The sequence below is a fragment of the Streptomyces avermitilis MA-4680 = NBRC 14893 genome, assembly GCF_000009765.2.
In the GTDB taxonomy this organism is placed as follows: Bacteria; Actinomycetota; Actinomycetes; order Streptomycetales; family Streptomycetaceae; genus Streptomyces; species Streptomyces avermitilis.
Window position 1 is genome coordinate 828,167 of sequence record NC_003155.5, and the last position, 21,998, is coordinate 850,164.

23 protein-coding genes and 4 pseudogenes are annotated in these 21,998 nt (G+C 67.7%); 15 read left to right on the top strand and 12 right to left on the bottom strand.

The features are described from left to right. Positions 1-75 precede the first annotated feature (75 nt). Entirely contained in the window at positions 76-1,311 is a 1,236-nt protein-coding gene (locus tag SAVERM_RS03855; protein ID WP_076611994.1) for an IS701-like element ISSav2 family transposase, read from the bottom strand. Between the two features lie 166 nt (positions 1,312-1,477). On the opposite strand from SAVERM_RS03855, the gene SAVERM_RS03860 reads away from it, so the two are divergent. From SAVERM_RS03860 to SAVERM_RS03870, 3 genes are all read left to right on the top strand, one after another. Then, on the top strand, positions 1,478-1,882 hold the full coding sequence (locus SAVERM_RS03860) for a type II toxin-antitoxin system PemK/MazF family toxin (protein WP_031080431.1): 405 nt from the start codon (positions 1,478-1,480) through the stop codon (positions 1,880-1,882). Between the two features lie 512 nt (positions 1,883-2,394). Further along, positions 2,395-2,694 carry a hypothetical protein gene (locus SAVERM_RS03865; protein WP_042492703.1) on the top strand — a complete coding sequence of 100 codons (300 nt, stop codon included), beginning with the start codon at positions 2,395-2,397 and terminating at the stop codon, positions 2,692-2,694. Positions 2,695-2,745: 51 nt separating this feature from the next. Next, on the top strand, positions 2,746-3,549 hold the full coding sequence (locus SAVERM_RS03870) for an SMI1/KNR4 family protein (RefSeq protein ID WP_037651138.1): 804 nt from the start codon (positions 2,746-2,748) through the stop codon (positions 3,547-3,549). A gap of 1,446 nt (positions 3,550-4,995) precedes the next feature. Here SAVERM_RS03870 and SAVERM_RS39605 read toward each other — a convergent pair. Continuing rightward, positions 4,996-5,217 (bottom strand): annotated as a pseudogene (locus tag SAVERM_RS39605) (TetR/AcrR family transcriptional regulator); the annotation flags it as partial. A 111-nt stretch (positions 5,218-5,328) separates the two neighbouring features. Between SAVERM_RS39605 and SAVERM_RS03875 the strand changes: the two are divergent. Next, positions 5,329-6,339, top strand: a complete 1,011-nt coding sequence (locus SAVERM_RS03875; protein WP_174514658.1) for an NADP-dependent oxidoreductase — start codon at positions 5,329-5,331, stop codon at positions 6,337-6,339. 181 nt (positions 6,340-6,520) lie between these two features. Here SAVERM_RS03875 and SAVERM_RS03880 read toward each other — a convergent pair whose 3' ends face one another. Then, the gene (locus SAVERM_RS03880; RefSeq protein WP_037651136.1) at positions 6,521-7,402 is read right to left on the bottom strand and encodes an NAD(P)-dependent oxidoreductase; all 882 of its coding nucleotides are present in this window, start codon (positions 7,400-7,402) and stop codon (positions 6,521-6,523) included. Positions 7,403-7,498: 96 nt separating this feature from the next. On the opposite strand from SAVERM_RS03880, the gene SAVERM_RS03885 reads away from it, so the two are divergent. From SAVERM_RS03885 to SAVERM_RS03900, 4 genes are all read left to right on the top strand, one after another. Continuing rightward, complete coding sequence (locus SAVERM_RS03885) at positions 7,499-7,861, top strand: winged helix-turn-helix transcriptional regulator (RefSeq protein ID WP_010982116.1); 363 nt, start codon at positions 7,499-7,501, stop codon at positions 7,859-7,861. A 525-nt stretch (positions 7,862-8,386) separates the two neighbouring features. Next, the gene (locus SAVERM_RS03890) at positions 8,387-8,602 is read left to right on the top strand and encodes a DUF6243 family protein (RefSeq protein ID WP_010982117.1); all 216 of its coding nucleotides are present in this window, start codon (positions 8,387-8,389) and stop codon (positions 8,600-8,602) included. 322 nt (positions 8,603-8,924) lie between these two features. Next, positions 8,925-9,587, top strand: a complete 663-nt coding sequence (locus SAVERM_RS03895) for a hypothetical protein (protein WP_010982118.1) — start codon at positions 8,925-8,927, stop codon at positions 9,585-9,587. Between the two features lie 145 nt (positions 9,588-9,732). Next, positions 9,733-10,479 (top strand): phosphotransferase family protein, encoded by a 747-nt coding sequence (locus tag SAVERM_RS03900; protein ID WP_010982119.1) that lies wholly within the window; start codon positions 9,733-9,735, stop codon positions 10,477-10,479. Positions 10,480-10,572: 93 nt separating this feature from the next. Here SAVERM_RS03900 and SAVERM_RS44380 read toward each other — a convergent pair. Together SAVERM_RS44380 and SAVERM_RS03910 are read right to left on the bottom strand one after the other, a co-directional pair. Next, positions 10,573-11,182 (bottom strand): annotated as a pseudogene (locus tag SAVERM_RS44380) (IS5 family transposase); the annotation flags it as partial. Positions 11,183-11,322: 140 nt separating this feature from the next. Continuing rightward, positions 11,323-12,098 (bottom strand): annotated as a pseudogene (locus SAVERM_RS03910) (transposase). Positions 12,099-12,180: 82 nt separating this feature from the next. Here SAVERM_RS03910 and SAVERM_RS42650 point away from each other — a divergent pair. Next, the gene (locus SAVERM_RS42650; RefSeq protein WP_154696717.1) at positions 12,181-12,345 is read left to right on the top strand and encodes a hypothetical protein; all 165 of its coding nucleotides are present in this window, start codon (positions 12,181-12,183) and stop codon (positions 12,343-12,345) included. A 384-nt stretch (positions 12,346-12,729) separates the two neighbouring features. Continuing rightward, complete coding sequence (locus SAVERM_RS03915; protein WP_010982125.1) at positions 12,730-13,203, top strand: hemerythrin domain-containing protein; 474 nt, start codon at positions 12,730-12,732, stop codon at positions 13,201-13,203. 266 nt (positions 13,204-13,469) lie between these two features. On the opposite strand, the gene SAVERM_RS43025 is transcribed toward SAVERM_RS03915, so the two are convergent. Continuing rightward, positions 13,470-13,772 carry a hypothetical protein gene (locus SAVERM_RS43025; RefSeq protein WP_137951814.1) on the bottom strand — a complete coding sequence of 101 codons (303 nt, stop codon included), beginning with the start codon at positions 13,770-13,772 and terminating at the stop codon, positions 13,470-13,472. Positions 13,773-14,261: 489 nt separating this feature from the next. Here SAVERM_RS43025 and SAVERM_RS03925 point away from each other — a divergent pair, with 489 nt between their 5' ends. Continuing rightward, the gene (locus SAVERM_RS03925; protein WP_037651134.1) at positions 14,262-14,450 is read left to right on the top strand and encodes a DUF6381 family protein; all 189 of its coding nucleotides are present in this window, start codon (positions 14,262-14,264) and stop codon (positions 14,448-14,450) included. A 446-nt stretch (positions 14,451-14,896) separates the two neighbouring features. Here the strand turns inward: SAVERM_RS03925 and SAVERM_RS45805 are convergent. Further along, a pseudogene (locus SAVERM_RS45805) lies at positions 14,897-15,100 on the bottom strand (transposase); the annotation flags it as partial. Here SAVERM_RS45805 and SAVERM_RS45810 point away from each other — a divergent pair. After that, positions 15,083-15,604, top strand: coding sequence for a transposase (locus SAVERM_RS45810; protein ID WP_370628435.1), 522 nt, complete (start codon positions 15,083-15,085; stop codon positions 15,602-15,604). The pseudogene SAVERM_RS45805 and the gene SAVERM_RS45810 sit on opposite strands and share 18 nt — an antisense overlap. A 144-nt stretch (positions 15,605-15,748) precedes the next feature. Here SAVERM_RS45810 and SAVERM_RS03940 read toward each other — a convergent pair whose 3' ends face one another. Beyond that, positions 15,749-16,396 carry a hypothetical protein gene (locus tag SAVERM_RS03940; RefSeq protein ID WP_010982129.1) on the bottom strand — a complete coding sequence of 216 codons (648 nt, stop codon included), beginning with the start codon at positions 16,394-16,396 and terminating at the stop codon, positions 15,749-15,751. Between the two features lie 147 nt (positions 16,397-16,543). On the opposite strand from SAVERM_RS03940, the gene SAVERM_RS03945 reads away from it, so the two are divergent. The 3 genes from SAVERM_RS03945 (at position 16,544) to SAVERM_RS42655 (ending at position 17,796) form a co-directional block, all read left to right on the top strand. Next, on the top strand, positions 16,544-16,975 hold the full coding sequence (locus SAVERM_RS03945) for an Hsp20/alpha crystallin family protein (protein WP_010982130.1): 432 nt from the start codon (positions 16,544-16,546) through the stop codon (positions 16,973-16,975). Positions 16,976-17,160: 185 nt separating this feature from the next. Beyond that, positions 17,161-17,601, top strand: a complete 441-nt coding sequence (locus SAVERM_RS03950; protein WP_037651133.1) for a DUF2267 domain-containing protein — start codon at positions 17,161-17,163, stop codon at positions 17,599-17,601. A gap of 45 nt (positions 17,602-17,646) precedes the next feature. After that, entirely contained in the window at positions 17,647-17,796 is a 150-nt protein-coding gene (locus SAVERM_RS42655) for a hypothetical protein (protein WP_154696718.1), read from the top strand. A gap of 885 nt (positions 17,797-18,681) precedes the next feature. Here the strand turns inward: SAVERM_RS42655 and SAVERM_RS42660 are convergent. The 4 genes from SAVERM_RS42660 to SAVERM_RS03970 form a co-directional block, all read right to left on the bottom strand. Beyond that, positions 18,682-19,497: a hypothetical protein gene (locus SAVERM_RS42660; RefSeq protein ID WP_010982131.1), complete on the bottom strand. Its 816-nt coding sequence runs from the start codon at positions 19,495-19,497 to the stop codon at positions 18,682-18,684. 181 nt (positions 19,498-19,678) lie between these two features. Continuing rightward, a complete protein-coding gene (locus tag SAVERM_RS03960) occupies positions 19,679-19,897 on the bottom strand; it encodes a hypothetical protein (protein WP_037651131.1) in 219 nt (72 codons plus the stop codon). Positions 19,898-20,212: 315 nt separating this feature from the next. Next, complete coding sequence (locus SAVERM_RS03965) at positions 20,213-20,989, bottom strand: ABC transporter permease (RefSeq protein WP_010982132.1); 777 nt, start codon at positions 20,987-20,989, stop codon at positions 20,213-20,215. Beyond that, positions 20,986-21,951 (bottom strand): daunorubicin resistance protein DrrA family ABC transporter ATP-binding protein, encoded by a 966-nt coding sequence (locus tag SAVERM_RS03970; RefSeq protein WP_010982133.1) that lies wholly within the window; start codon positions 21,949-21,951, stop codon positions 20,986-20,988. Before SAVERM_RS03970 ends, SAVERM_RS03965 begins: the two co-directional genes overlap by 4 nt. Between the last annotated feature and the right edge of the window lie 47 nt (positions 21,952-21,998).

Consider the following 21,998-nt stretch of genomic DNA (forward strand, 5'->3'; position numbering starts at 1 on the left):
CCGGGCGCACCCAGCCGCACGCCCGGCAAGAGCGGATCGACACCGAGTTAGTACTACAGCCGTAGATCGTGATCTTCATGCTTGAGCGGCTTGACGCCGGTAGTGGCTGGTCTGGGATCGGGCCTGGTGGCGGCGTCGCCAGACGGACCAGCGAAGTCGGTGGACAGGGTCAAAGACGGTCCGGTTGACGAGCGTGATGAACAGTCGTTGGATCTCGTCACAAGTGAGCGGTTTCAGCTCGTCGGGCGAGGGATGACCCTCGTGTTCGTTCGCGCGGAGGACAGCGAGGAAGGCATGCGCGAGCATGGCCAGGGTGACCCAGCGGGACCAGGACGGGTAGCGGCGGACCTGGTGCTCGTCCAGGGCCGCCAGGCCCTTGCCGGACTGGAATAACTCCTCGACCCGCCACCTTGACCCAGCGACGCGCACCAGGGTGGTCAGCGGCACTGCGGCAGGCGAGTAGCAGCGGTAGTAGGCACGTTCGCCGGTGCTGCGGTTGCGGCGGATCAGCAGCTGCCGGCTCCCGGGCCGGGGATCGGTGAGGTCGATGGCGGCCCAGTCGTAGAAGCGGTGGCCCTCGGCTCCGGCCCCTGCGGACAGCTTCTGCCAGGCGCTCTTGGGCACCTTCCTGGCCAACATGTCGGCGCGAAACCTCCCGGCGCCTGTGGTGACTTCGTGCGAGCAGGCCACCGCGAGGACGTAGCCGGTGCCGCGTTCCTCCAGCGCGGTGCGCAGCCTCGGGTTGTCGCCGTAGACCTCGTCTCCCGCGACCCAGGCGGCCCGATGGCCGGCGTCGAGGAATCGGGTGACCGTGCGAGCGGCCAGCTCCGGCTTGGTCGCGAACTCCGTATTGTCACCGAGGCCGGCGGCCCGGCAGCGGTCGGGATCGGAGGTCCAGGAACGCGGAACATAGAGTTCCCGGTCCACTGCGGCGTGCCCGCGGCGGCCGGCGTAGACCAGGTAGACGGCGACCTGGGCGTTCTCGATCCTGCCCGCGGTGCCGGTGTACTGCCGCTGGACTCCAACGGTGTCGGTGCCCTTCTTCACGTCGCCGGTCTCGTCGACCACCAGCACCGCCTCGTCGTCGTGCAGATGCTCCACCACGTAGTCACCCACCTCGTCGCGGACCTGGTCGGCATCCCACTTCGCCCTCTCGAGCAGGTGCTGCATGTCGTCCGGGGTCCTGTCCCCGGCCCACTCGGCGATGGTCCAGCAGTTCTTGCGCGGCAGGTCCGACAACAGGCCGAGTACCAACTTCCGGGCCCGGCGTCGGGATTCGACCCGTGTGAAGCGTCCCGCTATCCGGCTCATCAGGCCCTCGAAGGCCTCCCGCCAGCAGGCAGGGTCTACGCTGTGACCTGCGGCCACCGCATGATTGTTTGTCTTCACACACCGATGATCAACGGTGGCCGCACCCGTCTCCACACCGCGTCAGGTCGCGCAGCGTCTGCCTGCCGTCCTGTGTATCGGAGGGCTTGTGCAACGTGGCGAAGTCTGGTGGGTCCAGTTCGACGAGCGGAGGTTGGTCGTACTGCTGTCAGGAGACGACGCGTCCGGGTTCCAGGTGATGCAGGTCGTCGCTCCGGCGGGCCTCGACATCAGCGGTCTGGGCATCGAAGTGACGGTCGGCGCCGGTGAAGGGCTGCCGCTCGAAGGCGTGCTGCGGCTCGCGTTCCCGCGTCCGGGCTTCACCCCGTGCACGTGGCTGACCACCGTGTCCCGGGACGACCTGATAGAGCGGGCGGCCGTCCTGTCCTCCAGGAAGCTCAGCGAGATCGACGATGCCCTCCGACTTGCTGAACAAGCACAGGAGCGGACCCCGGCAACGACCGCGAAGCTCAGCGAGATAAGGGACGCCCTCCGTCGCGGTGAACTCGGTTAGACGGAGAAGGAGCCGACGCCCGCGACGGCATGGGCGATCTCGGGCGAGATGATCCACGCTGGACACCTGCCGCCTCGACGCCCCTCACCATCGAGATCACGATCTACGGCTGGAGTATTAGCCAAGGCGGTAAAAGTCAGCTGCTGGAGGTCCGGTTCGCCTGCCCGGACATCACCCGGGCCTGCGACCTCGCCCGCACGTTCGCCGATCTCATCCGCCATCGGCGCGGATACCTTCTTCTGGAGTGGATCCGCCAGGCCGAACAGGCCCCCCAAGCCGATGCAAGGCTTCGCCGGCTTCCTCCGCCAGGACCTCGACGCCGTCCCCGCAGGCCTCACCCTGGAATGAGCGTTGTTCAACCGGAATTCGCTGGTCATGGGGCTGGCGTGGGCAGGGGCTGAGATGCTCGTGCCGGTCGTGGGTGTGATCGGTAGCAGGTGATCATCCGACACATTCCCGGTTCGCCGGAATCGCGATGCCGGGCCGGGATTGCCTCACTGCTGGTCTGGGTGATGCAGCGGAGGGTCGTGCTGGCCGATCGCGCCGAACGGCTGCGCAAGGAGCTCGCCGAGATCGATGCCGAGGTGGCCCGGCTGGAGGCAGCGGAGGTGGTGATCGGGCAGTTCATCGAGGCCGAGGGGAACGGGCAGGCCGACGACCCGGCTGTGGTGCAGGAGTTGGAGCGAGTGACGACGACTCCTGGTGCAGGCGGGATGCTGCTGGTCCCACATCGCGAGCCGGACATGGACGAGAGCGCGCTGCGGGACCAGCAGCATCCCGGCATCGGCCCCCGCCAGCCCTGTGACCTGTAGCTTTAGGTCGGACGGTGCCTATTGTCGGTGCGGTGCGCTTCACTGTCCGCCATGGAGCTCACGCAAGCGACCGTCAACGACCTGCTGGCCCAACTCGGCCCAGGAGACAGCTACATGTATCTGCCCAGCGACCTGGACCCGCAGGACCTGACCGACCTGCTCGACGGCAGGTACGGCGCCGCGCGCACCCTTGTCCTCGATGGCTTCACCGATCCGACGGTCGACGAGTCCAGGGGCGCGGCTCTTCTCGTCCCCTTCGAGGACCGGGCCGTGAAGATAAGGGCGTGGGCGTACGGGGATCAGTGGGTCGGCACGGGTACGGCACGGGACGCCAAGGGAGCCGAGCGGCCGGTGTTGGTGGTCGCTCACAGGGAAGTGCCAGAACCCTTGGCGGTCGCTCCGGATGAAGACGAGGACGTCGACTGGATGGAGCGGCTCATACGGATCACCGGCTGGACACGGCCCGCCCAGCGGCCGGACGTGGACTGGGCGGAGGTGGAATCGCGTCTGGGCACCGCGCTGCCGAGCGACTACAAACGCATGGTCGAGACGTTCGGCGAAGGCGCCTTCGACGGATACCTGGACCTGAACCAGGAGCCGTGGACGGATCTCAGAAGGGACGGTCTGCTCATCTGGGCGGGCACTGAACACGAGGACCTGTACTGCTGGAGGGCCGACGGTGACGACCCCGACCGCTGGCCCGTCGTGGTCCGGTCCTTTGACAACAAGGACGTCCCCTTTGACTGCCAGGCCGCGAAGTTCGTCTGCCGCATCCTCATCGACCCGCACCACCCATTCACGATGGCCCGCTATTTCGACACCCACTGGTTCATGAACTACCGGGAAAGCGGCTGACCGAACCCCGCCGCCAACGGCCCCGGCTCTCCTCCGAGCCTACGAGGCACTCCAGACCCGGCATCGCGATTCCGGCGAACCGGGAATGTGCCGGATGATCACCCGCTACCGATCACACCCACGACCGGCACGAGCATCTCAGCCCCCGTCCACGCCAGCCCCATGACCAGCGAATTCAGGTTGAACAACGCTCAATGGAGTGCGGGGATCGTCGAGGGGCATGTGAACCGGGTGAAAGCCCTCAAGAGGGCTATGTATCGCAGGGCGCCCTTTGAACTCCTCCGCATCCGCATCCTCACCCAGCCATGACAGTCACGAAACTTGTGGCGCTGGGTGTTCACGAACTTCCACTGCGGCTCGGCGTCCATGTACCAGGGTGTGCGTCATGGATGGAGTTACTGGGGGCACTGTTTTCGCCCTGATCGGTGTCCTTCTCGGGACCGTGGGAGCCCTCGTCGGGCAGCATCTGGCAACCCGCGTCGAAGTCAACGCGATCGGCAGCAGCGCACGGACGGAGTCCGCGCTGAGCGCAAAGAAGCCATCCTGGGCTTCCTGGCTGCCGCGCAACGAGTCGAGCTGATACTCGATCGCAGAGAACTTGGCCTGTCGGCTCCTGAAGACCCACAAGACGAGAAACTGCATGACCTGTGGCTGGCGAAGAAGGCCATTGAGTTGGCCTACACACACGACACGGGCCAGGCTGCCCATGACTACACCAAGGCGCTACATGCACCCATGCGCAACACCGTTGCGCCTGAGCTTGCTCCCACCGAACGGGACTCTCGCTATGCTCATGCAAGCGGCACGCGACGCCTTGGAGAGCGGCCGCCCGAGGATCCAGCGATGATGCCCAACCGACTCGTCAGCCTCTCCTGCCTACCCTGTGATCGCGATCTTGGCGGAACTGCAGACAGAGTCTTGTAAACGACGAGGGGCGCTCCCCTTTCCTGAGTTGATTACGAGTTGATGGTTGTGGGGATGGCGGGGAGCGCAGAGTGCACGGCGGCCAGCCAACTGTGAGGTCGGCGGGCCGGCAGGGTGCCTATGCTGACGCACCATGGAACAGGAGCTGGAGACTCCTTTGACCGGGGCCCTGCCAAGGTCCGCGAGAGCCTCGGCTTTCAGCACGGTGAGAACCGGACTGACTTCCGGGCACGTGACTGGTCGCCCGCCCAGATCACCGCTGCGGCGCAATTGCTGCGCCGACTGCACGACGCGACCGCCGACACGCCGATCGCGGGCGGCGAGGAGACGGTGTGCCACAACGGTTTCTCCCCGCTCGACGTCGCCTTCGTCGACGGCCTTCCTGTCTCCGCCTTCGCCTTCGACCAGGCCGCTCCTGACCCCCGCATGACCTCGCCTGTTCCGCCTGGCTGTGGCTACTCGGCGCCGACATCGCCCGCCCTCTCGACCGCCAACTGGCCCTGCTGCGTACGTTCCTGGACCTGTACCCAGGGCGCCCGCCTTGGCGGTCAGCTCGTCGAAGCTCGTGTGGAGCAGGGCATCGAGCAGCGCCTCGCGTGTCGGGAAGTGACGCAGCAGCGTCGCGAGTCCGACCTCGGCCCTGCGCGCGATGTCGCGCAGCGACACGTCCACGCCCTGCTCGGTGATGGCGGCGCCCGCTACCGCGAGCAGGTGGTCGCGGTTCTTCCTGGCGTCGGCCCGCATCGGCCCCCCTTGACTATCCGGATCAGTGGTCCATATATTCGGATCAGTGGTCCGCTTATGTGGACCGCTGATCCGAATAAGCCTATGCCGCACTGCGGGCAGGAGAAAACGATGCCGACACACACGATGAGGGCGGTCCGGCTCCATGAGCACGGCGGCCCTGAAGTTCTGCGTTACGACGAGGTGCCGATTCCCGAGCCGGGACCGGGCGAGGTGCTCGTTCGCGTGCACGCGGTCGGCGTCAATCCTCCGGACTGGTACCTGCGCGACGGGCTGACCAACCTGCCTCCGGAGACGAGGCCCAAGTTCAGCTTGCCCGTGATTCCGGGGACGGACCTGTCGGGCGTCGTCGAAGCCGTCGCCGCGGACGTGGACGGTCTCTCCGTCGGTGATGAAGTCTTCGGCCTCCTTCGCTTCCCCAGCTTCGACGGCAGCACATATGCCGAGTACGTGGTCGCGCCTGCGTCGGACCTCGCACTCAAGCCGGCCGGCATCGATCACGTGCACGCCGCCGGGGCGCCCATGGCCGGGCTCACCGCGTGGCAGTTCCTGATCGAGCTCGGCCACGATCACCCGTCGCCCTTCCAGGCGGCACAGCATCGTCCGGTGCCACTCGGCGCCAACATGACAGTGCTCATCAACGGTGCCGCGGGCGGCGTGGGGCACTTCGCGCTGCAGCTGGCGAAATGGAAGGGTGCACGTGTCATCGCGGTGGCGTCGGGCGCGCATGAATCGTTCCTGCGCGAGCTCGGCGCCGACGAGTTCATCGACTACACCAAGAGCCGTCCCGAGGAACTCGTGCACGACGTCGACCTCGTTCTCGACGCCGTCGGTGGCCCCGACAGCAAGCGATTCCTGCGCACGCTCAAGCGCGGCGGCTCCCAGTTCCCCGTGTTCTTCGGCGAGTTCGACGAAGAGGAGACCGTGAAGCTGGGCGTCACAGTCACAGGCACCCAGGTCCGCTCGAACGGCGCGCAGCTCGCCGAACTGGGACGCCTGCTCGACGCGGGCACGGTCCGCGTCGCGATCGACAGCACGTTCGCGCTCGCGGATGCCCGAGCCGCGCACGAACGCGCCGCCCGAGGGCACATCCAGGGCAAGATCGTGCTCACGGTCGCTTAGGAACGAGCCGTTCCACCGACGCGTCCGGCACTCGTCCGCGGGGCACCGGTGGCCATCGAGACGCCGATGCGGAGGGCTTGGGGCGCGTCTTTCGACTAGGGGATGTTGTGAAAGTGCTGGTCACAGCCACTCGTTGAGGACTGTGACCAGCACCGTCGCCTCTAGGGCGGCAAGGGGCCGGTCAGTGCACCAGCAGGTTGATCACACCCGTGAGGTCCTCCTCGCCGCTGCCCTCGGCTAGGCGACGGCGCATCAGCTCGAAGTAAGGGCTGAGCAGTTCGGGACTGACGCCCTGCTGCTCGGCTGTGCTCAGGAAGGTCGGCGTGCCGGCCACCTGCATGGCGAGAGTGGAGACGACACCCTTGGTGTAGTCGCCGCTCCGCAGATGGTCGGCGGTCTGATGAACTGCCGGGGCCATAGCGACGAGCCAGTCGGCGAGCATCGGGGCGAGTGACGTGGGGTCGATGTCCTCCTTGTGGATCAGGGCAAAGGCGTGTGCGACCCCGGCGAACATCCCGTACATGGCGCTGAGCAGAGCCATGTCGTGCAGGGCCGCGAAGCCCGCGTCCATGCCGACGTAGGTGGTGCCGGCCGGGATGCCCAGGGTCTCCTGGTGCCGCTCGAACAGCTCCCGCGAGCCGCTGCAGAAGACGTAGCTGCCGGCTTCCGGGACGCCGATCATCGGAGGGACAGCCATGATCCCGCCGTCCAGGTAGCGGGCGCCGCGTTCGTTGGCCCACTCGGCGCGGGCGCGGGCCTGGGCAGGGGTGCTGGTGGTCAGGTTGACCAGGTCCGTGTCGGCCAGGTCGATGCCAGCCAGCACCTCGTCGACCGAAGAGTCGTCCAACAGACAAACAATGACCAGGGTGTTCGCTGCGACCGCCTCAGCGGCGCTGTCCGCGACCCTTGCACCCTCGGCGGCGAGCGCCGCGGCACGGGCCGGCGTGCGGTTCCAGACGGTGAGCCGGTGGCCGGCGGCAAGCCAGGTACGGGCCAGCGCGGTGCCCATCGCGCCGAGTCCCAGCATCGTGACGGGTGTCTTCTCAACAGCATTCTGTGTCATGCCGATTAGGCTGGTCACAGGCTCGGGGGTGATCAAGTACGCACTTCGGAGTGGGTGGTTACCCTGGGGTGAGCGAGCACGTCAGGAGGGTGGGGCATGACGACACTGAACCGGCCGGGCGCACCAGACGGACACGTCTGCGGGATCGACACCGTGATGGAGGTGATCGGCGGCAAGTGGAAGGTGCTGATCCTCTGGGCGCTCCACGAGCGCCCCCACTGCCGCTTCGGCGAGCTGCGTCGGCTGCTTCCGGGGATCACCGAGAAGGTGCTGTCCTCTCACCTACGCGAGATGGAAGCGGACGGCGTCGTGCACCGCGTCTCCTACGACGAGGTGCCGCCCCGCGTCGAGTACTCGCTGACCGAGGACGGCACGCGCCTCAACGACGCACTCCAGCCGCTGGCCGCCTGGGGACGCGAGCGGTCGACCGCTCGAGGACTGGAAGAGGGGGCGGGCTAGGCGTTTGGTGAAGGTGCTGGTCACAGCCACTCGTCCAGGACGGCGACCAACACACTCGCCTCGTAGCGGACGGCAAGCTGGTCGTATCTCGTGACCACCGCCCAGTTGCGCTTGAGGCGGTTGATCCCGCATTCGACGGCATGGCGCTCGCAGTAGCTGAACGGGCAGCCGGCAGGCTGGGCGGACTCAAGCCGGGCGGCCGGTTCGACCGCACGAGGATGCAGGCCCTCATGGCGGCCGCCTGGTTACATGACCAAACGGTGAGGGCTGCCGCGTGAGCCTCAACTCCCTTACTACGGTGTCCGGATACACCAGAACACCACCGCCGACAGCCCGGCCGACGCCGGGGCGGCGAAAAAGTTGGTGTGCGGGGCCGACGGAAGCGGGTAACGTCTTCGTCATGTTCTTCCAGACGCCGATTTACGAGTGAGAGCGTGATGGGCCCCTGCTGACGTCCTTCGACGTCGCCGCCCGTCCCCCACCGATGAATCCGTAGATCACTTCAAACCATTACCGGGAGAACCCGTGACCGTGAGCAAGAACATCAACAACCCCGTGGGCATGGGCGGCGGCCAGCGCAAGAAGCTGTCCCGCGCCGAACGGCAGAACAACGGTCCGCACCGGAACCTCGACCGCCAGGGTGCAGCCGACCAGAAGGCGGAGCTGGTGCGCAAGATGCGCGAGAAGGCAGGCGCAGCTGAGGGCGCCGGGCAGGCGGGCGACGGCTCCGCACAGAGCTGACGCACCGCCGCCGCAGGGCGGCACCGCACGAGGCAGGGCCCGGACCGCGACGCGCGGTCCGGGCCCTGCTGCCGTATCGGGGCCCTGCTGCCGTGCCGGGCGCGGCCGGTCCGGGTCAGCTCTCGGCCGACCACCCGCGTCTCAGCTGACCACCCGCGGCAGCCGCAGATTCGGCAGCACCGTCACCGCCACCACCCCGAGCTGCACCAGCAGCTCAGCGCGTTCCCCGTGCCCAGCCCGGGCGACACCACAGCCAAGGCCTGCCCCGCATCGTTGAGGCGGGCGGCTGAGGAAGCGAGGGCTCGCCGCCTACCCTCAGGTCATGCAGCCGCCTCAGGATCCGTCGAACGTCACGCATGTCCTTGTGGCAGCCTTTCCGGCACGTCTTGCCGGTGCCGTGCAGAGCGTCTTGGCGGTGATGCCGGACGCCAGGCTCGCGCCAGCGGAGTCATTCGAGGTTGTTGAGGTGCAGGGCGAGACCGTCGCCATCCCCTACCGGATCTACAACGAGGAGCCGGAGACCGGCGGCTCGGAGCGGCCACTGACCGAAACCCAGCAGATGATCTTGCATTGCCTGTACTCACGGCACAGTGATGGGAGGGTCCGCCAGCGCCACCTCGAAAAGATCATGGCGTCGAGCGAGCCATGGGTGGTCCCATTCGTGGTGCAGTTGGCCGGCGAGTACGTGCTGGAGATCCTTGACGCGATCGGCCTGGGTGTTCCCGGCCTCGCTGCCCCGGGGTCGGCTGACCGCAGGCTCTATGGCGAGTTCATCGAGCGCAATCCAGACTTCTTCGCACGCACGGAGCGACGCGTGGTGAGCTACTGGTCGTGCTACTACCGTCGGAAATATGAAGTGTTCGGGACGTATCCGGGGTCAGCGCTGATGGAGGCGTTCCGGGCCGCCGCGTCAGAACACGCCGGCGTGCAGTGGCCGCGGCGCACACCGCCGCCGTCGGCGACATGTTCGGCGGGTCCGCCTTAGGACTCCTCACAAAAGTGGTGGACTTGACCTGGTCAGAAGTCGGTGTCGCGCACGAGACCGCCGGGTATCGGGACGCGGTCAGCCGCGTAATCGCACGCGTCAAACCCGGCGACGTCGGCGACCATCCCCGGGATACTGGTCGCCCATGGATGAGGTCGAAGTCGTTGTCGCCCATTCCGAGCGCGCGACCCTGCGCGTCGGCGACGTGTTTCTGAAGGTGGACGCCGATCAGGCGCGCATCGACGTCGAGGTCGAGGCGATGTCCCTCGCGCCGGTCCCGACCCCGGAGGTCCTGTGGCGCAAGCCGCCCGTGCTCGCGATCGCCGCACTCCCGGGGACGACGCTTGGGCGCCTCGGCGGGCCGTCGACCGGGTCGTCGGCGGCGTGGGCCGCGGCGGGCACCGCCATCCGGAAGCTGCACGACGCGCCGCTGCCGCCCCGGGCCGGCCGGGCCGGCCGGAGCATCGTCGCGTTGGCGGCGGAACTCGACGCAGAGTGCGAGTTGCTCGTGACGAACGGCCTCCTGCCCGCTGACCTGGTCACCCGCAACCGCCAGGTCGCCGAGGCCGCGCTCCGGCCGTGGACTGCGGCGTTCACGCACGGCGACCTGCAGATCGCGCACGTCTTCGTCGAGGGCAACGAGGTCACGGGCATCATCGACTGGTCCGAGGCGGGCCAGGGTGATGCCCTGTACGACCTCGCCACCTTCACGCTCGGACACGAGGAGCACCTCGACGACGTCGTCGCCGGCTATGGCACCGACATCGACCTCGACGTGATCCACGCGTGGTGGTCGTTGCGAAGCCTGCTGGTGGTTCGCTGGCTGACCGAGCACGGCTTCGACCCGTTCGCGCCGGGCTGTGAGGTCGACGTGCTGAGATCCCGGATGTGAGGCTGCGCGGCCCGACTGCTACGACCGCGTTCTGACGCATCGAGCAGGCCACCCCCCTGGAGCGATCGCCCGCCCTTCCTCCCGACAAAGTGCGGTGCGCAGTCGTCGCCGGCAGATGACGGCGCAGCCGAGGGTGACGAACGCGTGGTGGATGTCGTCGCGGATCTCCCAGCGGATGCGCAGGCGGCGGAACCAGTGCAGCAGCGCGATCGCTCCTTCCGCGACCCAGCGGTACACGCCCAGGCCGGAGCCGTGCCCGGTGCCGCGCCGGGCGAGGCGCGGGGTGATCTGGAACCGGCGGACCTGTCCTGGTAGACCTCGTGGTCATAGCCGCGGTCGGCGTACAGATACCTGGGGCGGCTCAGTGGCTGGCCGCGCTTGCCGCCGATCGGCGGGACGGCCTGGATCAGCGGGATCAGTTGCTGACGTCGTTGCGGTTGCCGCCGGTGGTGATTGCCGCGAGCGGGATGCCGTGCGCCTCGACCATCAGGTGGTGCTTGCTGCCGACCTTGCCCCCGGCCACCAGGGACGGACCGGCGGCCGGCCCACACTTCATCGCGCGGATGTGGCCGGGGTCGACCGCTGCGCGGGAGGGGTCCAGCAGGTCTGCGGCCCGCAGCTCGGACAGCAGCAGCTCGTGCCGGCGCTGCCACACCCCGGCCTCGTTCCAGTCCCGCAGCCGTCGCCAGCAGGTCATCCCCGAGCCGATGCCCAGCTGTCGTCCAGGTCGTAGGCGTCTGGATAGTCGCAGGATGCTGCCAGCATCAACGAGAACTGACAGGCCGTCATTCCCGGAGGTCCAGAAACCTCCTTTTGTCAGGAGTCGTAAGCGCAGTCGTCGTCCTACCCGGCGAGGGCGAAATTGTGTAGGCGGGCGATGCCGAGCATGGCGTGGTGGACGCCGTCGCCATTGAGGCGGCAGTCGCGCAGGATCTTCCAGGTCTTCATGCGGGCGAAGACATGCTCGACACGGGCGCCGACTTGCCTGTGCGAGCGGTTGTGCGCCTCTATCCAGGCCACGAGCTCGGCTTCCCTCTTTCACGGCGGTGAGGGATGAGGAGCCCGGTGCCCTGGTAGCCACCGTCGGGGATGGTGACCGCGTGGCCCACAGCGGCCTTGGCGCCGGATCCCGCCCATGCCTTGCAGTCGTCGCGGTTACCGGGGTAGTGGTCGGCCGATCACGACGACCAGGCGACTGTCGGCGTCAATGACCACCTGATGGTTGGTGGAGTGCCGATAGTTCTTGGACTGCTTGGCCACCGTGCGGTCGCGAGTGGGCACCAAAGTGCCGTCCACGATCAGCACAGCGTCATTCCGGAAACGTCTGCGGGGTTGGAGAGCGAGATGCGGACCGAGCTGGTCGATGACCTGGTCGGCAGCGGACTTCCAGCCACCGAAGAGGGGTGCCAACTGGCGCATCGTCAAGTTGGTACGCCAGTACGTTACGACCAGCATGACCCGGTCCTGGAACGGCGGCCCCAGGGCCGTCCGCAGCGGACCACATCGGCGCCCTCGCGCCGCAGTGCGCTCACCAGCCCCCGGAGCTGTCGCGGACGCGGACTCGGCCCCGTGAACTGGGCTATCCACGAAGGCTCCGCCGCTGAGATCACACCAGGCACGCCAGACACACCAAGATCATCTCACTCGTCAGTCATTGCGGGACAAGCCTCAGCGCGTGGCTCGCACTGAACGCTGCCCGGCGTGCCCCAGCAGCCCGTCCGGCGAGCCCGCTGCATGCGCCGCGGCCCCGGTGCCAGAGGCAGCCGGGTCCTTGATGCGCGGGCGCGCCGGGGGCTTCTTGGCGCCCTCACCGACGACGGCGCCATCGCCACCGTGGTCATCGGCTCCGACCGCCAGGTCGTGTGAGCCTGCTCCTTCAACGACCACCTGCTCCTTCGACGAGGGCCTGCTCCTTCAACAACGGCACCTGGGCACCGAAACAGATCACCCTGCCCGAGGATCTCCTGACCGTGCCCGCCACCGGCGAGGCCGGGCACGGCACTGGCCGCACCGGTGGGAGCAGCACGTCACCAGCCGGCTCTGTGCGCAGCCTCACAGCGCTCGCACCTGCCAGGAACACGTCGGGCCCGGTCCTCCGGTGGGAGGGCCGGGAACTCGCGCGTTTGGCGTAGGGGGGTCGCCTGTCAGGGCCACAGCGCTGTGGTGAACAGATTTTTCAACCCTGCATCGGGTACACGGCGTCAGGGCGGACAGCCGCTCCGCCCAGTGACCGGCGTGAAGGAGAACCTGATGGACGGGATCGTCCTGCTCAAAGACGACCACAAGACGGTGGAGAAGCTGTTCAAGCAGTTCGAGAAGGCCGGCGACACTGCCCACACCGAAAAGCGGAAGATCGCCGACCAGGTGATCCAGGAACTCACCACCCACACCTGGATCGAGGAGAAAGTCTTCTACCCGGCTGCCCGGGAAGCCGCACCGGACACCAAAGACCATGTCCTGGAAAGCATCGAGGAGCACCATGTCGTGCTGTGGATGCTGTCCGAACTCAAGAACCTCGATCCGGCCGACGAGCGGTTCGACGCCAAGATGACTGTCCTCATCGAGAACGTACGCCACCACGTCGAGGAAGAAGAGAAGGAGTGGTTCCCCGAGGTCCGCAAGGCCATGGGCCGCAACCGCCTCACCGAACTCGGCGAGCAGATGGAGGAGGCAAAGAAGAAGGCCCCCCATGACCCCTTGGCCGTACCCAGCGCCGACGAATAGTCCCTCCGCTCTCGCACCTCACAGGCCTCGGCAGCACGGCACACGTCCCGTCATGCTTTGCTTCCCGAAGCCACCCGCTCGGGCTTCGAGGGGGGTGGGGCGGCGGCTCATGTCACGCGGTAGCGGGCGGCAGTTGCTGGCGCAGGGGGAGGCCGAGTCCTGGTGTGCCGTCCGTGCCGGGTCTGAATGAAGTCGGATACCTTGATCGACACTGCGAGTTCCTTCCGATCCGTTGGTGATGCGAGCACGAAGACTGCTGCTAATCCTCAGAGCCGGAGCCGGCGGATGACCGCGTACGTTCCTGCTGTCGCGGCGGCCGGTGCGGTGGCGAGCGCCGCGGCTGCGGTCAGCCGGGCGTCACAGACGCGGACGGAAGGGCGCGGGGCAAGCTTTTCCGGGTGGCCGGCGGGGGCGGGACCATTGAGGCCGAGCGCCAGGGCCTCGGCCAGATGCATCGCCTGCCGTCCTGTGTCTCCTTGGGTGATCCGAGTGCGGCAGCTGAACCCGTCGGCGACGATCATCGCGCGGGGAGCGGCGTTGCGGGCGGCGCCGAACACGTGATGCGGCACAGCTTGGCGCCGCAGGCCGTGCCGCAACCCGCGTGACAGCAGCCACGAGCGTCTGGCCGGGCACGTTGCACACCCCGGTGCTTCTTCCTGAGCACCCGCTCTTCGAACGCTCCGCCATGCGAGAGGGCCGGACTCGCTCGCCCTGTGACGGGGACACAGGAGACAAGAGCCGTCGTGGCGACCAGATCGGTGCAGTGCCAAGCCCCCGCAACCCGCATCGGCGCACACCGCCCGGCCAGCTGTGACTGCTCGTGTCACGGCGCCCTCGAGAAAGACCTGGACCTCGGCCAGCCGCCATCCAAGCGAATCCGTCCGCGTTCACCAACCTGGGCTGCCGGCAGCGACCGAAGCGACAAAGAAGGCCAAGCGCACACTCACCCCAAAGCGAGTAGCAGCAGGGATCACACTCAGTGATCCTCCAGGATGCGCGCACCCGAGGGGACTGCTTCGCTGGTCAGGCCCGCTCTCCCCGTTCACAAAGGAGTGATCATGAGCGCAACAGACCCTACCCGTGGTTCTGCCCAGCAAATGCGGCAGAAGGTCCAGGAGATGGAAGAGGCCGCCCAGCGCGCCTCCGACCCTCAGGAGCGCCAGAAGCTGCAGGACAAGGCCCGCAAGCTGCGCGAGCAGAGCGAGCGGCAGGGCGGCCAGTCTGAGGGCATCGACCCCACGATCTGACACCCCCGCACGACGCCGGCCGGCAGACTGTCGCATACCCCTCCCCCGCGACGGACTGCCGGCCGGTCCGCGTAGCCGCCGTGCCGAGGGCAGCATCCTCCAACCTCACAAGGCCTGTCCACGGGCACCCGCTGGGACGCAGAGCCGGGCCAGGGGCGCGCGCGAGCAACGGGATTCATGGACAACGCCTGGAGTCGGTCACCTCTGCCGACCCGACGGCTCGACCAGTCTCACTCCAGCAGCTCTTGGTGCCCCAACCGACCGAACGCCCATCCCCCAGGGGCGTTCGCCGGCGGCCACGGTCACTGCGCGAACAAGAGTCGTCCGGGCGCACTGCAGACGGCTGCCGACCTTTAAGGGGGCTTCTGATCTGGGTAGTTGGTGTTCTGGGATGTCTTTGTGACTGGCGCCGTTGGTGGTTGTTGCATGGGGTGTGAGTGTTCGTCCGCGTAATAGTCGTAGACGGTCTTGAAAGGCGGGAAGTCGTGCCGCAGGTACTCCCACGGGATGCCGGTGCGGTTGACGTAGAGGATCGCGTTGACGATCTCTCGCAGGTCGTGCACCCGGGCCGCTGTGCCGGGTCCGGCCCAAGCCCAGCGGGCGTCGGACACGTCACTGCGGTACGGGCGGAAGTGGGAATCGGACGGCACGACCCAGCAGGTCCTCGACCCGCTACGCGACAAGACCCGGCGGGCGCAAGGCCACAGTGCGGGGCCCACCGCGGCCGTGGTGGACGCGCAGAGCGTGAAGACGTCGGCAAACGTCGCCGAGACCAGCCAGGGCATCGACGCCGGCAAGAAGATCAAAGGACGCAAGCGCCACCTCATCACCGCCACGTTTCCGGTCTGGTCCTGGCTGTCCTCGTCACTGCCGCGAACGTGCACGACACCACCGGCGGCAAACAACTGCTCGACGACCTGGCCGCAGCACCTCCCAGTGTGACCAAGGTCTGGGCCGACGGCGGCTACCAGAACAGCATCTTCAACCACGGCGCCGGGCTGGGCAGCGATGTCGAGGTGGTGCAGGGGCCGCGCGCCAAAGGGTTCGAGCCGCTGCCGAAGCGGTGGGTGATCGAGCGGACCTTCGGCTGGTCGATGCAGCACCGCCGCCCGGCGCGGGACTCCGAGCCCTCCCGCAAAGATCCCGCACGATGATCCACTGGGCGATGGCTAACGAAATGTCCCACGAACTGACCGGGGAATCCACAGCAACCTCGCGAATCGAAACAGACATCCCACTCGCAACAGGCTGAACTTTGATCAGATGCTCTCTAGGAGCTCGTACCAGGGTCAGGGCTGTCACGGCCCGCCGGAAGAGCGCTGACGATGCTCGCTCTCGCGCACCTCTTGGGTGTGGCGGCCGATGTCGGTGACGCGATCCGCGAGGTCGGGATGAGCGGAGCGCAGGTGAGGGCCTGCCTCGTTGAGGGGACCCAGGAGTTGGGCCGGATCGCTGTTCCCGAGTGCGGTGTGCAGAGCCGTGAGCGCGTCCGTCGCGGCGAGGGGAAGATCCGGCAGAGCGGTGATGGTCCCGGCGAGCTGGCGCAGCGCGGCGGCGTGTTCATGGGCCCAGGACGCTACGGAGCGGTCCGCGGCACGTCGGCCGCGGGTGGCCTGTACGCGCTGTTCCTTGGTGGTGCCGGTTTCACCGGGACGCACGCGCAGGTAGCGGCGCTCGGCAGCCTGGCGGCTGGAGACGCCGAGGGGGTGGGCCAGGTCGGCCCAGCTGGCGCCGGCCTTGCGGGCCGTTTCGATCAGTTGGGGCTCCCAGCGGGCCAGCTGTTCACGTACTTCGCGCAGGAGCAGCAGCGCTGCTATGGCCTGCTGGGGGTCGTCGGTGGAGGCGACGTCGGCGGTGTGTGCTGTGCGCATGGCCTGGGCGATGGCCTCGATGGCGGTGGCCGTGGCCGTGAAGGAGGCCGGTGTGGGAGTGCTGTCGTCGCTCATCGCCTCTCCTTCGCAGGTCGATGCCGTTCATGGGCCCGTCATCCGTTGGATGACATGCAGCTTGTCGTCGTTCAGATGACATGCTACAACGGAGTCAGGTGAAGCGCATTGGCAGCAACTGCCTGAACTCATCTGGAGGTGTTTACCGTGTTGATGCGCACCGACCCGTTCCGTGAACTCGACCGGCTGGCCCAGCATCTGATGGGTCCGGGAACGTGGTCCCGGCCTTCCGCGATGCCGATGGACGCCTACCGAGACGGCGACCAGTACGTCATCGCCTTCGACCTGCCGGGCATCGACCCCGACGCGCTCGACATCGACGTCGAGCGGAACATGCTCACCGTGAGGGCGGAGCGACGCCCCCTGCCGAGGTCCGAGAGCGCCCAGACGGAACTGTCCGAACGGCCTCTGGGTGTCTTCTCCCGCCAGCTCGTCCTGGCCGACACGCTCGACACCGAGCGCATCTGCGCGGACTACGAGGCCGGCGTCCTGACCCTGCGTATCCCGATCGCCGAGCGAGCCAAGCCCCGCAAGATCAGCGTCCGCAGCACCGGCGAACGCCAGGAGCTCGACGGCTGATCCGCCGCTCGCAAGTCCGCCGACCGGGCCCAGGACGAATTCGCCCACGATCCCGCCCTGGGCCCCGGCGGCCCCGGCCCCCTCGCTCCACGCCGGAAAGCCCGTCCTCGCAAGGAATGCGGTTCACGCGAGGAAACCGGTCCACCGCAGGAAATCAGTCCACGCAAGGAAAGTCGTCGCGCCTCATGACCCTCGTCTCTCCCACCGCGCCCTCGGCCCCGAAGACAACTGTCACCTTCGTCCAGATGCTGGAAAAGGTGCGCTACGAAGGCGCCTACCCCACCCGCCGACAGGCACAAGACGTCCTACGCCGTGTCCTTGAGGCCCTCGGCCGCCAGCTGACAGGTGACGAGCGCGTGGAACTCGCCGCCCGTCTCCCCCGGGAAGCAGCCGGCTTCCTCGCCTCGCAGATCCCCACCAGCCAGCCACTGACCGGCTGGGGCTTCGTGAAAGACCTCGCCGAACGAACGGGCGGCACTCTGGCGACGACCCGCTGGGACACCGGAACGGTCCTCGGCGTCCTCGCCCGCCTCGCCGGTGACGACCTGACCGCCCGGATCATCGGGCAACTCCCCGACGGCTACGCCCTGCTGTTCGGACGGGCCCAACTCGTCCGGGCCGCCTGACCGCCCGGCCAAAGCCAACACCGTCACCGGACAAGAACGGCACACATGTCCGCGGTGACCGTCATGGCCGTAGTGCCCGCGCCCGGCTGCGGCGGCGGCCACTACCTTCACCCACCGCTGGCCTCTGCCCCAGCTGACTCGACACCCGGCCTGCCCCGCATCAACGACGACAACGTGGCAGCCATGGCCGCATGACCAGACAGCAGCCACGCCCAGCAGGCTCCGGCGCCCGTACAGGGTGACGAAGACAGGGCACGCTCCGGATGAACGACGCAGCGCCTCTGCTTGGCTGCGGGCTGGGCGCGTTGTGGGTACCGACAGCACAGATCCCGGCAGCCAACGGGCTGCCGGGATCAAAAGTGGTGCGCCTACTTGGACTTGAGCTGCTTAATCCTCGGGCTTCAGCCCGAGGTTGTAGATGGCGTTGAGGATCAGCAGGCCGCCGGTCAACGCGGGGACTGCCCACTGGAGGAACGTCAGGTGACGCTGCGCTGTGTCGGTGTCGAGGGGGTGTTCGGCGGCCCTCTCCGCGTTCTCGGGACGGTCGGAGGAGGCAAGCTCGAGCTTCTTGCCCAGTACGCGACTGGAGGCCGTGGCCGCCAGCGCCGCTCCGGTCAGGACCGTCTTGGCCAGCGTCGAGGGTGCCCCTTGCCTGCTCGGTTGGTGCGAACGGCCTCATCCTCGTCACGCTCCAGCCCACTCGATTGCCGCATTCAGGGCGGGGACTTCGCCGCCGATATCGCAGTGATGCACCCACAACCGCCAACGCCGACGACCCATCACCTGCCTCGGGCGCGCAGCTCCTCCAGCCCGGCTGCCAGCCACCTCGCGCCCGATACCTCGCGAGACCTGGCTTTCGAAGAGTGTGACCTCATGTTGCGCGTCGTCGAGGAACTCTGCGCCCGCGGACTGGTCACAGTGGGCGCCGCTCAGACTCTAGGTGATGTCACCCAGTTTGTCGTCGGCCTTTCCGCCGGGTTCTCCGCCTGGGCGCCCAAAAGGCTCTTGAACGCCACACGCAGCTGGTCCAGTTCCGAGCCCTGATCGCCTCCGGCGTCACGTGCCGTGTCGGCCTTGGGTCTACCTCCGCCGCCGTGAGGATGCCTTCTTTGCCGCTGTCTTCTTGGCTGCGGACTTCTTCACAGGGGACTTCTTCGGCGAAGCCGAGGACTTCCTCGCCGCTGACGTCTTCTTCGCGGGAGCCGACTTCTTGGCAGGTGCCTTGCGGGCAGCGGCCCTCTCAGGACGACGCGCGCCGCCTCGACCGCGCCGAGAACCCCCATCGCTGTCGTCGTCCGGCTTCCGAGCTGCGCGGCGACGCCGGGAAGCGGGCCTTTCCGGCTCCTCTTCTTCCTCCGGCTCCTCTTCTTCCTCCGGCTCCTCTTCTTCCTCCGGCTCCTGTTCGCCTTCAGGCTCCTCCTCGTCCTCCCCCGGCTCCTCCTCCGGTTCTTCTTCCTCGTCCTCTTCGTACTCGTCCTCGGCTTCCTCCCCCTCTCCTTCTTCGGGCTCTTCGCCCTCCGGCACTTCCTCTTCCTCGTCTCCCTCCTCCGGCTCTTCGTCGTCCTGCGGCTCCTCCTTGCCCTTGCTGCCCATGCGCTCGGTGCGCTGGTGCAGGGAGTCGGCCAGATCGGCGAGTTTGCGGTCGGCCGCCGTGGTCATCGCCTTCCGCCCGGCCTCGAGTACCTCACCGCGGAGCTGCTCGTTGAGGTCGGCGAACTGGGGGAGCTCACGCAGCCTCTTGACGCCCTCCGCCAACAGTTGCTGTGGTTCCAGCCCGAACCGGCGGCCGGCCAGGTAAGTCGCCATCGCGAACGCGACTCGTCCCTTCTTCGTCCGGCCCACGACATACCCGCCGAGAACTGCGGCGGCAAGAGCGATCTTGGGTACATCAGCCATCAGATTTCCCTTCAAAGGGCTACCGAGCAGACGCTTCGGCTGGCGAGTGGCGCCCGCACACGGGCCCCGCACCTCGCAGGCAGAGGACTCCAATGGAGCAGCGGCCGGTGGCCGCGCTCGTCGCTCCGCCCCTTCCCAGTCTGGGCGGTGCTTCCAGCAGCCGCATGCGGAGAACAGAACGTCACAGGGCCGCAACCGCGAGGCTGCCCATGCGTGCGGCGCGCTGGGCCAGGAGCTCGCTCTCGTCGCGCTGCCCGCCACAACCCTGGCGGCCTGGATTGTGGCGGGCCATGATCCGGCGCAGGTGCGCTTCGTCGGTGAGCACCTGCCCGAGGAAGACGGAGTACCGGGCAAAGTCAGCGAGCCGATGCTCGGCTTCGTCCCCGGCCGGACCGGTCAACCGAAGACGGGCGGTGTCGGCCCCGAGATCAGGTGTCGACCGCGGGCGAGCGCGTCTTCGGCCTGGACCTCGGCACGGAAGCCGGAAGGGCGTTGCGCAGCAGGAACGGGCGTGCGCATGGTCTGCACAGTGCTGCCTCTGGCGGGCACCATGCCGTCGAGCCGCAGCTGCCGGATGGCTGCCGATCACCACGGATCAAGTGGCGGGAAGGAGTCGTCCTTTCACACGAACAGGGCGGCGTACGCCGACGCGGGTCGGTGTACGCCGCCCTGGGGCGGGACGAGTGGCGGGAGGTGGCCCGCGCTGTCATGTCGGCTATTTGGGGTCGCGGTTGAACTGCGCCTTCGACCAGCGGTGGCCGAGGACGGTCAGGCCCAGGCACCAGGCGAGGGCGATCCACCAGTTGTTGCCGATCTCGGTGCCCAGCAGGAGTCCGCGCAGGGTCTCGATGGCGGGGGTGAAGGGCTGGTACTCGGCGATCGGCTGGAACCAGCCGGGCATGGAGTCCAGCGGGACGAAGGCGCTGGAGATGAGGGGCAGCAGGATCAGCGGCATGGCGTTGTTGCTGGCGGCTTCGGCGTTGGGGCTGCCCAGGCCCATGCCGACTGCGATCCAGGTGAACGCCAGGGCGAACAGCGCGAGCAACCCGAATGCTGCCAGCCATTCCAGGACGGTGGCATCCGTGGAGCGGAAGCCCATGGCGACGCCGACGGCCCCGACGAGGACCACGCTCATGATCGCTTGCAGCACGCTGCCGGCGACGTGCCCGAACAGCACGGAGCTGCGGTGGATGGCCATGGTGCGGAAGCGGGCGATGATGCCTTCGTTCATGTCGGTGGAGACCGAGACGGCGGTGCCGATCGTGGTGGAGCCGATGGTCATCAACAGGATGCCGGGGACGATGTAGGCGATGTAGGCGGAGCGGCCCGCGCCGCCGCTCATGGTGTCGCCGAAGATGTACACGAACAGCAGCAACAGCATGACCGGAGTGAGCAGCAGGTTCAGGGTGAGCGACGGATAGCGGCGGGCGTGCAGGAGGTTGCGGCGCAGCATCGTGGAGGAGTCGCGTACCGCGAGGGAGAAGGAGCTCATCGGACAGCCTCCTTGGGCTGGTTCGGCTGGGCGGGCACGGTGGTGGAGCCGGTGAGAGCGAAGAAGACGTCGTCGAGGTCGGGGGTGTGCACGGTCAGCTCGTCGGCCTCGATGCCGGCGGCGTCCAGCTGGTCGAGGAGGGAGCGCAGTGCGCGCTGGCTGCCGTCGCTGGGGATCTGCAGCGACAGCGCTTCGTCGTCGCGGGTGCCCTCGCGCAGTGCCGAGGCGGCGGACTGGTAGGCGGCCGGGTCGGTGAAGCGGAGGCGGACGTGTCCGCCGGGGACGATCCGCTTCAGCTCGTCGGCGGTGCCCTGGGCGGCGATCTTCCCGTCGCTCAATACGGCGATGCGGTCGGCGAGTTCGTCGGCTTCTTCGAGGTACTGGGTGGTGAGGAAGACGGTGACGCCGCCCGTGACGAGCTCGCGGATGATCTGCCACATGTTGTGGCGGGAGCGGGGGTCGAGGCCGGTGGTCGGTTCGTCGAGGAAGATGATCCGCGGGCTGCCGACCAGGGTCATCGCGATGTCCAGGCGGCGCTTCATGCCGCCGGAGTAGGTGGAAGCGGGCTTCTTTGCGGCTTCCACCAGGTCGAAGCGTTCCAGGAGTTCCGCGGTGACGCGCTGTCCCTCGGACTTGGGCAGGTGGTGCAGGTCTGCCATGAGGAGCATGTTCTCCTCGCCGGTGATCAGCCCGTCGACGGCGGAGAACTGCCCGGTGACACCGATCGCGGCCCGCACGGCATGTGCCTCTGCGGCCAGGTCGTGGCCCGCGACCTGGGCCTGCCCGCCGTCGGCGGTGATGAGCGTGGACAGGATCTTCACGGCGGTGGTCTTGCCGGCACCGTTGGGCCCGAGCAGCGCGAACACCGACCCGGCCGGGATGCTCAGATCGATGCCGTCGAGGACGGTCTTGTCGCCGTAGGACTTGCGCAGCCCGTTCGCCGCGATGGCCAGGTTGGTCATGAGGGATGCTCCTGTTCAGGGACCGCCGGCGGTGGTGTCGCCGTGGG

What these genes read in the sequence shown, in the direction of transcription:
- SAVERM_RS03855 (WP_076611994.1), bottom strand. Translation starts at nt 1,311, where the DNA reads ATGAGCCGGATAGCGGGACGCTTCACACGGGTCGAATCCCGACGCCGG.
- SAVERM_RS03865 (WP_042492703.1), top strand. Translation starts at nt 2,395, where the DNA reads ATGCAGCGGAGGGTCGTGCTGGCCGATCGCGCCGAACGGCTGCGCAAG.
- SAVERM_RS03870 (WP_037651138.1), top strand. Translation starts at nt 2,746, where the DNA reads ATGGAGCTCACGCAAGCGACCGTCAACGACCTGCTGGCCCAACTCGGC.
- SAVERM_RS03875 (WP_174514658.1), top strand. Translation starts at nt 5,329, where the DNA reads ATGCCGACACACACGATGAGGGCGGTCCGGCTCCATGAGCACGGCGGC.
- SAVERM_RS03880 (WP_037651136.1), bottom strand. Translation starts at nt 7,402, where the DNA reads ATGACACAGAATGCTGTTGAGAAGACACCCGTCACGATGCTGGGACTC.
- SAVERM_RS03885 (WP_010982116.1), top strand. Translation starts at nt 7,499, where the DNA reads ATGACGACACTGAACCGGCCGGGCGCACCAGACGGACACGTCTGCGGG.
- SAVERM_RS03895 (WP_010982118.1), top strand. Translation starts at nt 8,925, where the DNA reads ATGCAGCCGCCTCAGGATCCGTCGAACGTCACGCATGTCCTTGTGGCA.
- SAVERM_RS03900 (WP_010982119.1), top strand. Translation starts at nt 9,733, where the DNA reads ATGGATGAGGTCGAAGTCGTTGTCGCCCATTCCGAGCGCGCGACCCTG.
- SAVERM_RS03915 (WP_010982125.1), top strand. Translation starts at nt 12,730, where the DNA reads ATGGACGGGATCGTCCTGCTCAAAGACGACCACAAGACGGTGGAGAAG.
- SAVERM_RS03925 (WP_037651134.1), top strand. Translation starts at nt 14,262, where the DNA reads ATGAGCGCAACAGACCCTACCCGTGGTTCTGCCCAGCAAATGCGGCAG.
- SAVERM_RS03940 (WP_010982129.1), bottom strand. Translation starts at nt 16,396, where the DNA reads ATGAGCGACGACAGCACTCCCACACCGGCCTCCTTCACGGCCACGGCC.
- SAVERM_RS03950 (WP_037651133.1), top strand. Translation starts at nt 17,161, where the DNA reads ATGACCCTCGTCTCTCCCACCGCGCCCTCGGCCCCGAAGACAACTGTC.
- SAVERM_RS42655 (WP_154696718.1), top strand. Translation starts at nt 17,647, where the DNA reads ATGTCCGCGGTGACCGTCATGGCCGTAGTGCCCGCGCCCGGCTGCGGC.
- SAVERM_RS42660 (WP_010982131.1), bottom strand. Translation starts at nt 19,497, where the DNA reads ATGGCTGATGTACCCAAGATCGCTCTTGCCGCCGCAGTTCTCGGCGGG.
- SAVERM_RS03965 (WP_010982132.1), bottom strand. Translation starts at nt 20,989, where the DNA reads ATGAGCTCCTTCTCCCTCGCGGTACGCGACTCCTCCACGATGCTGCGC.
- SAVERM_RS03970 (WP_010982133.1), bottom strand. Translation starts at nt 21,951, where the DNA reads ATGACCAACCTGGCCATCGCGGCGAACGGGCTGCGCAAGTCCTACGGC.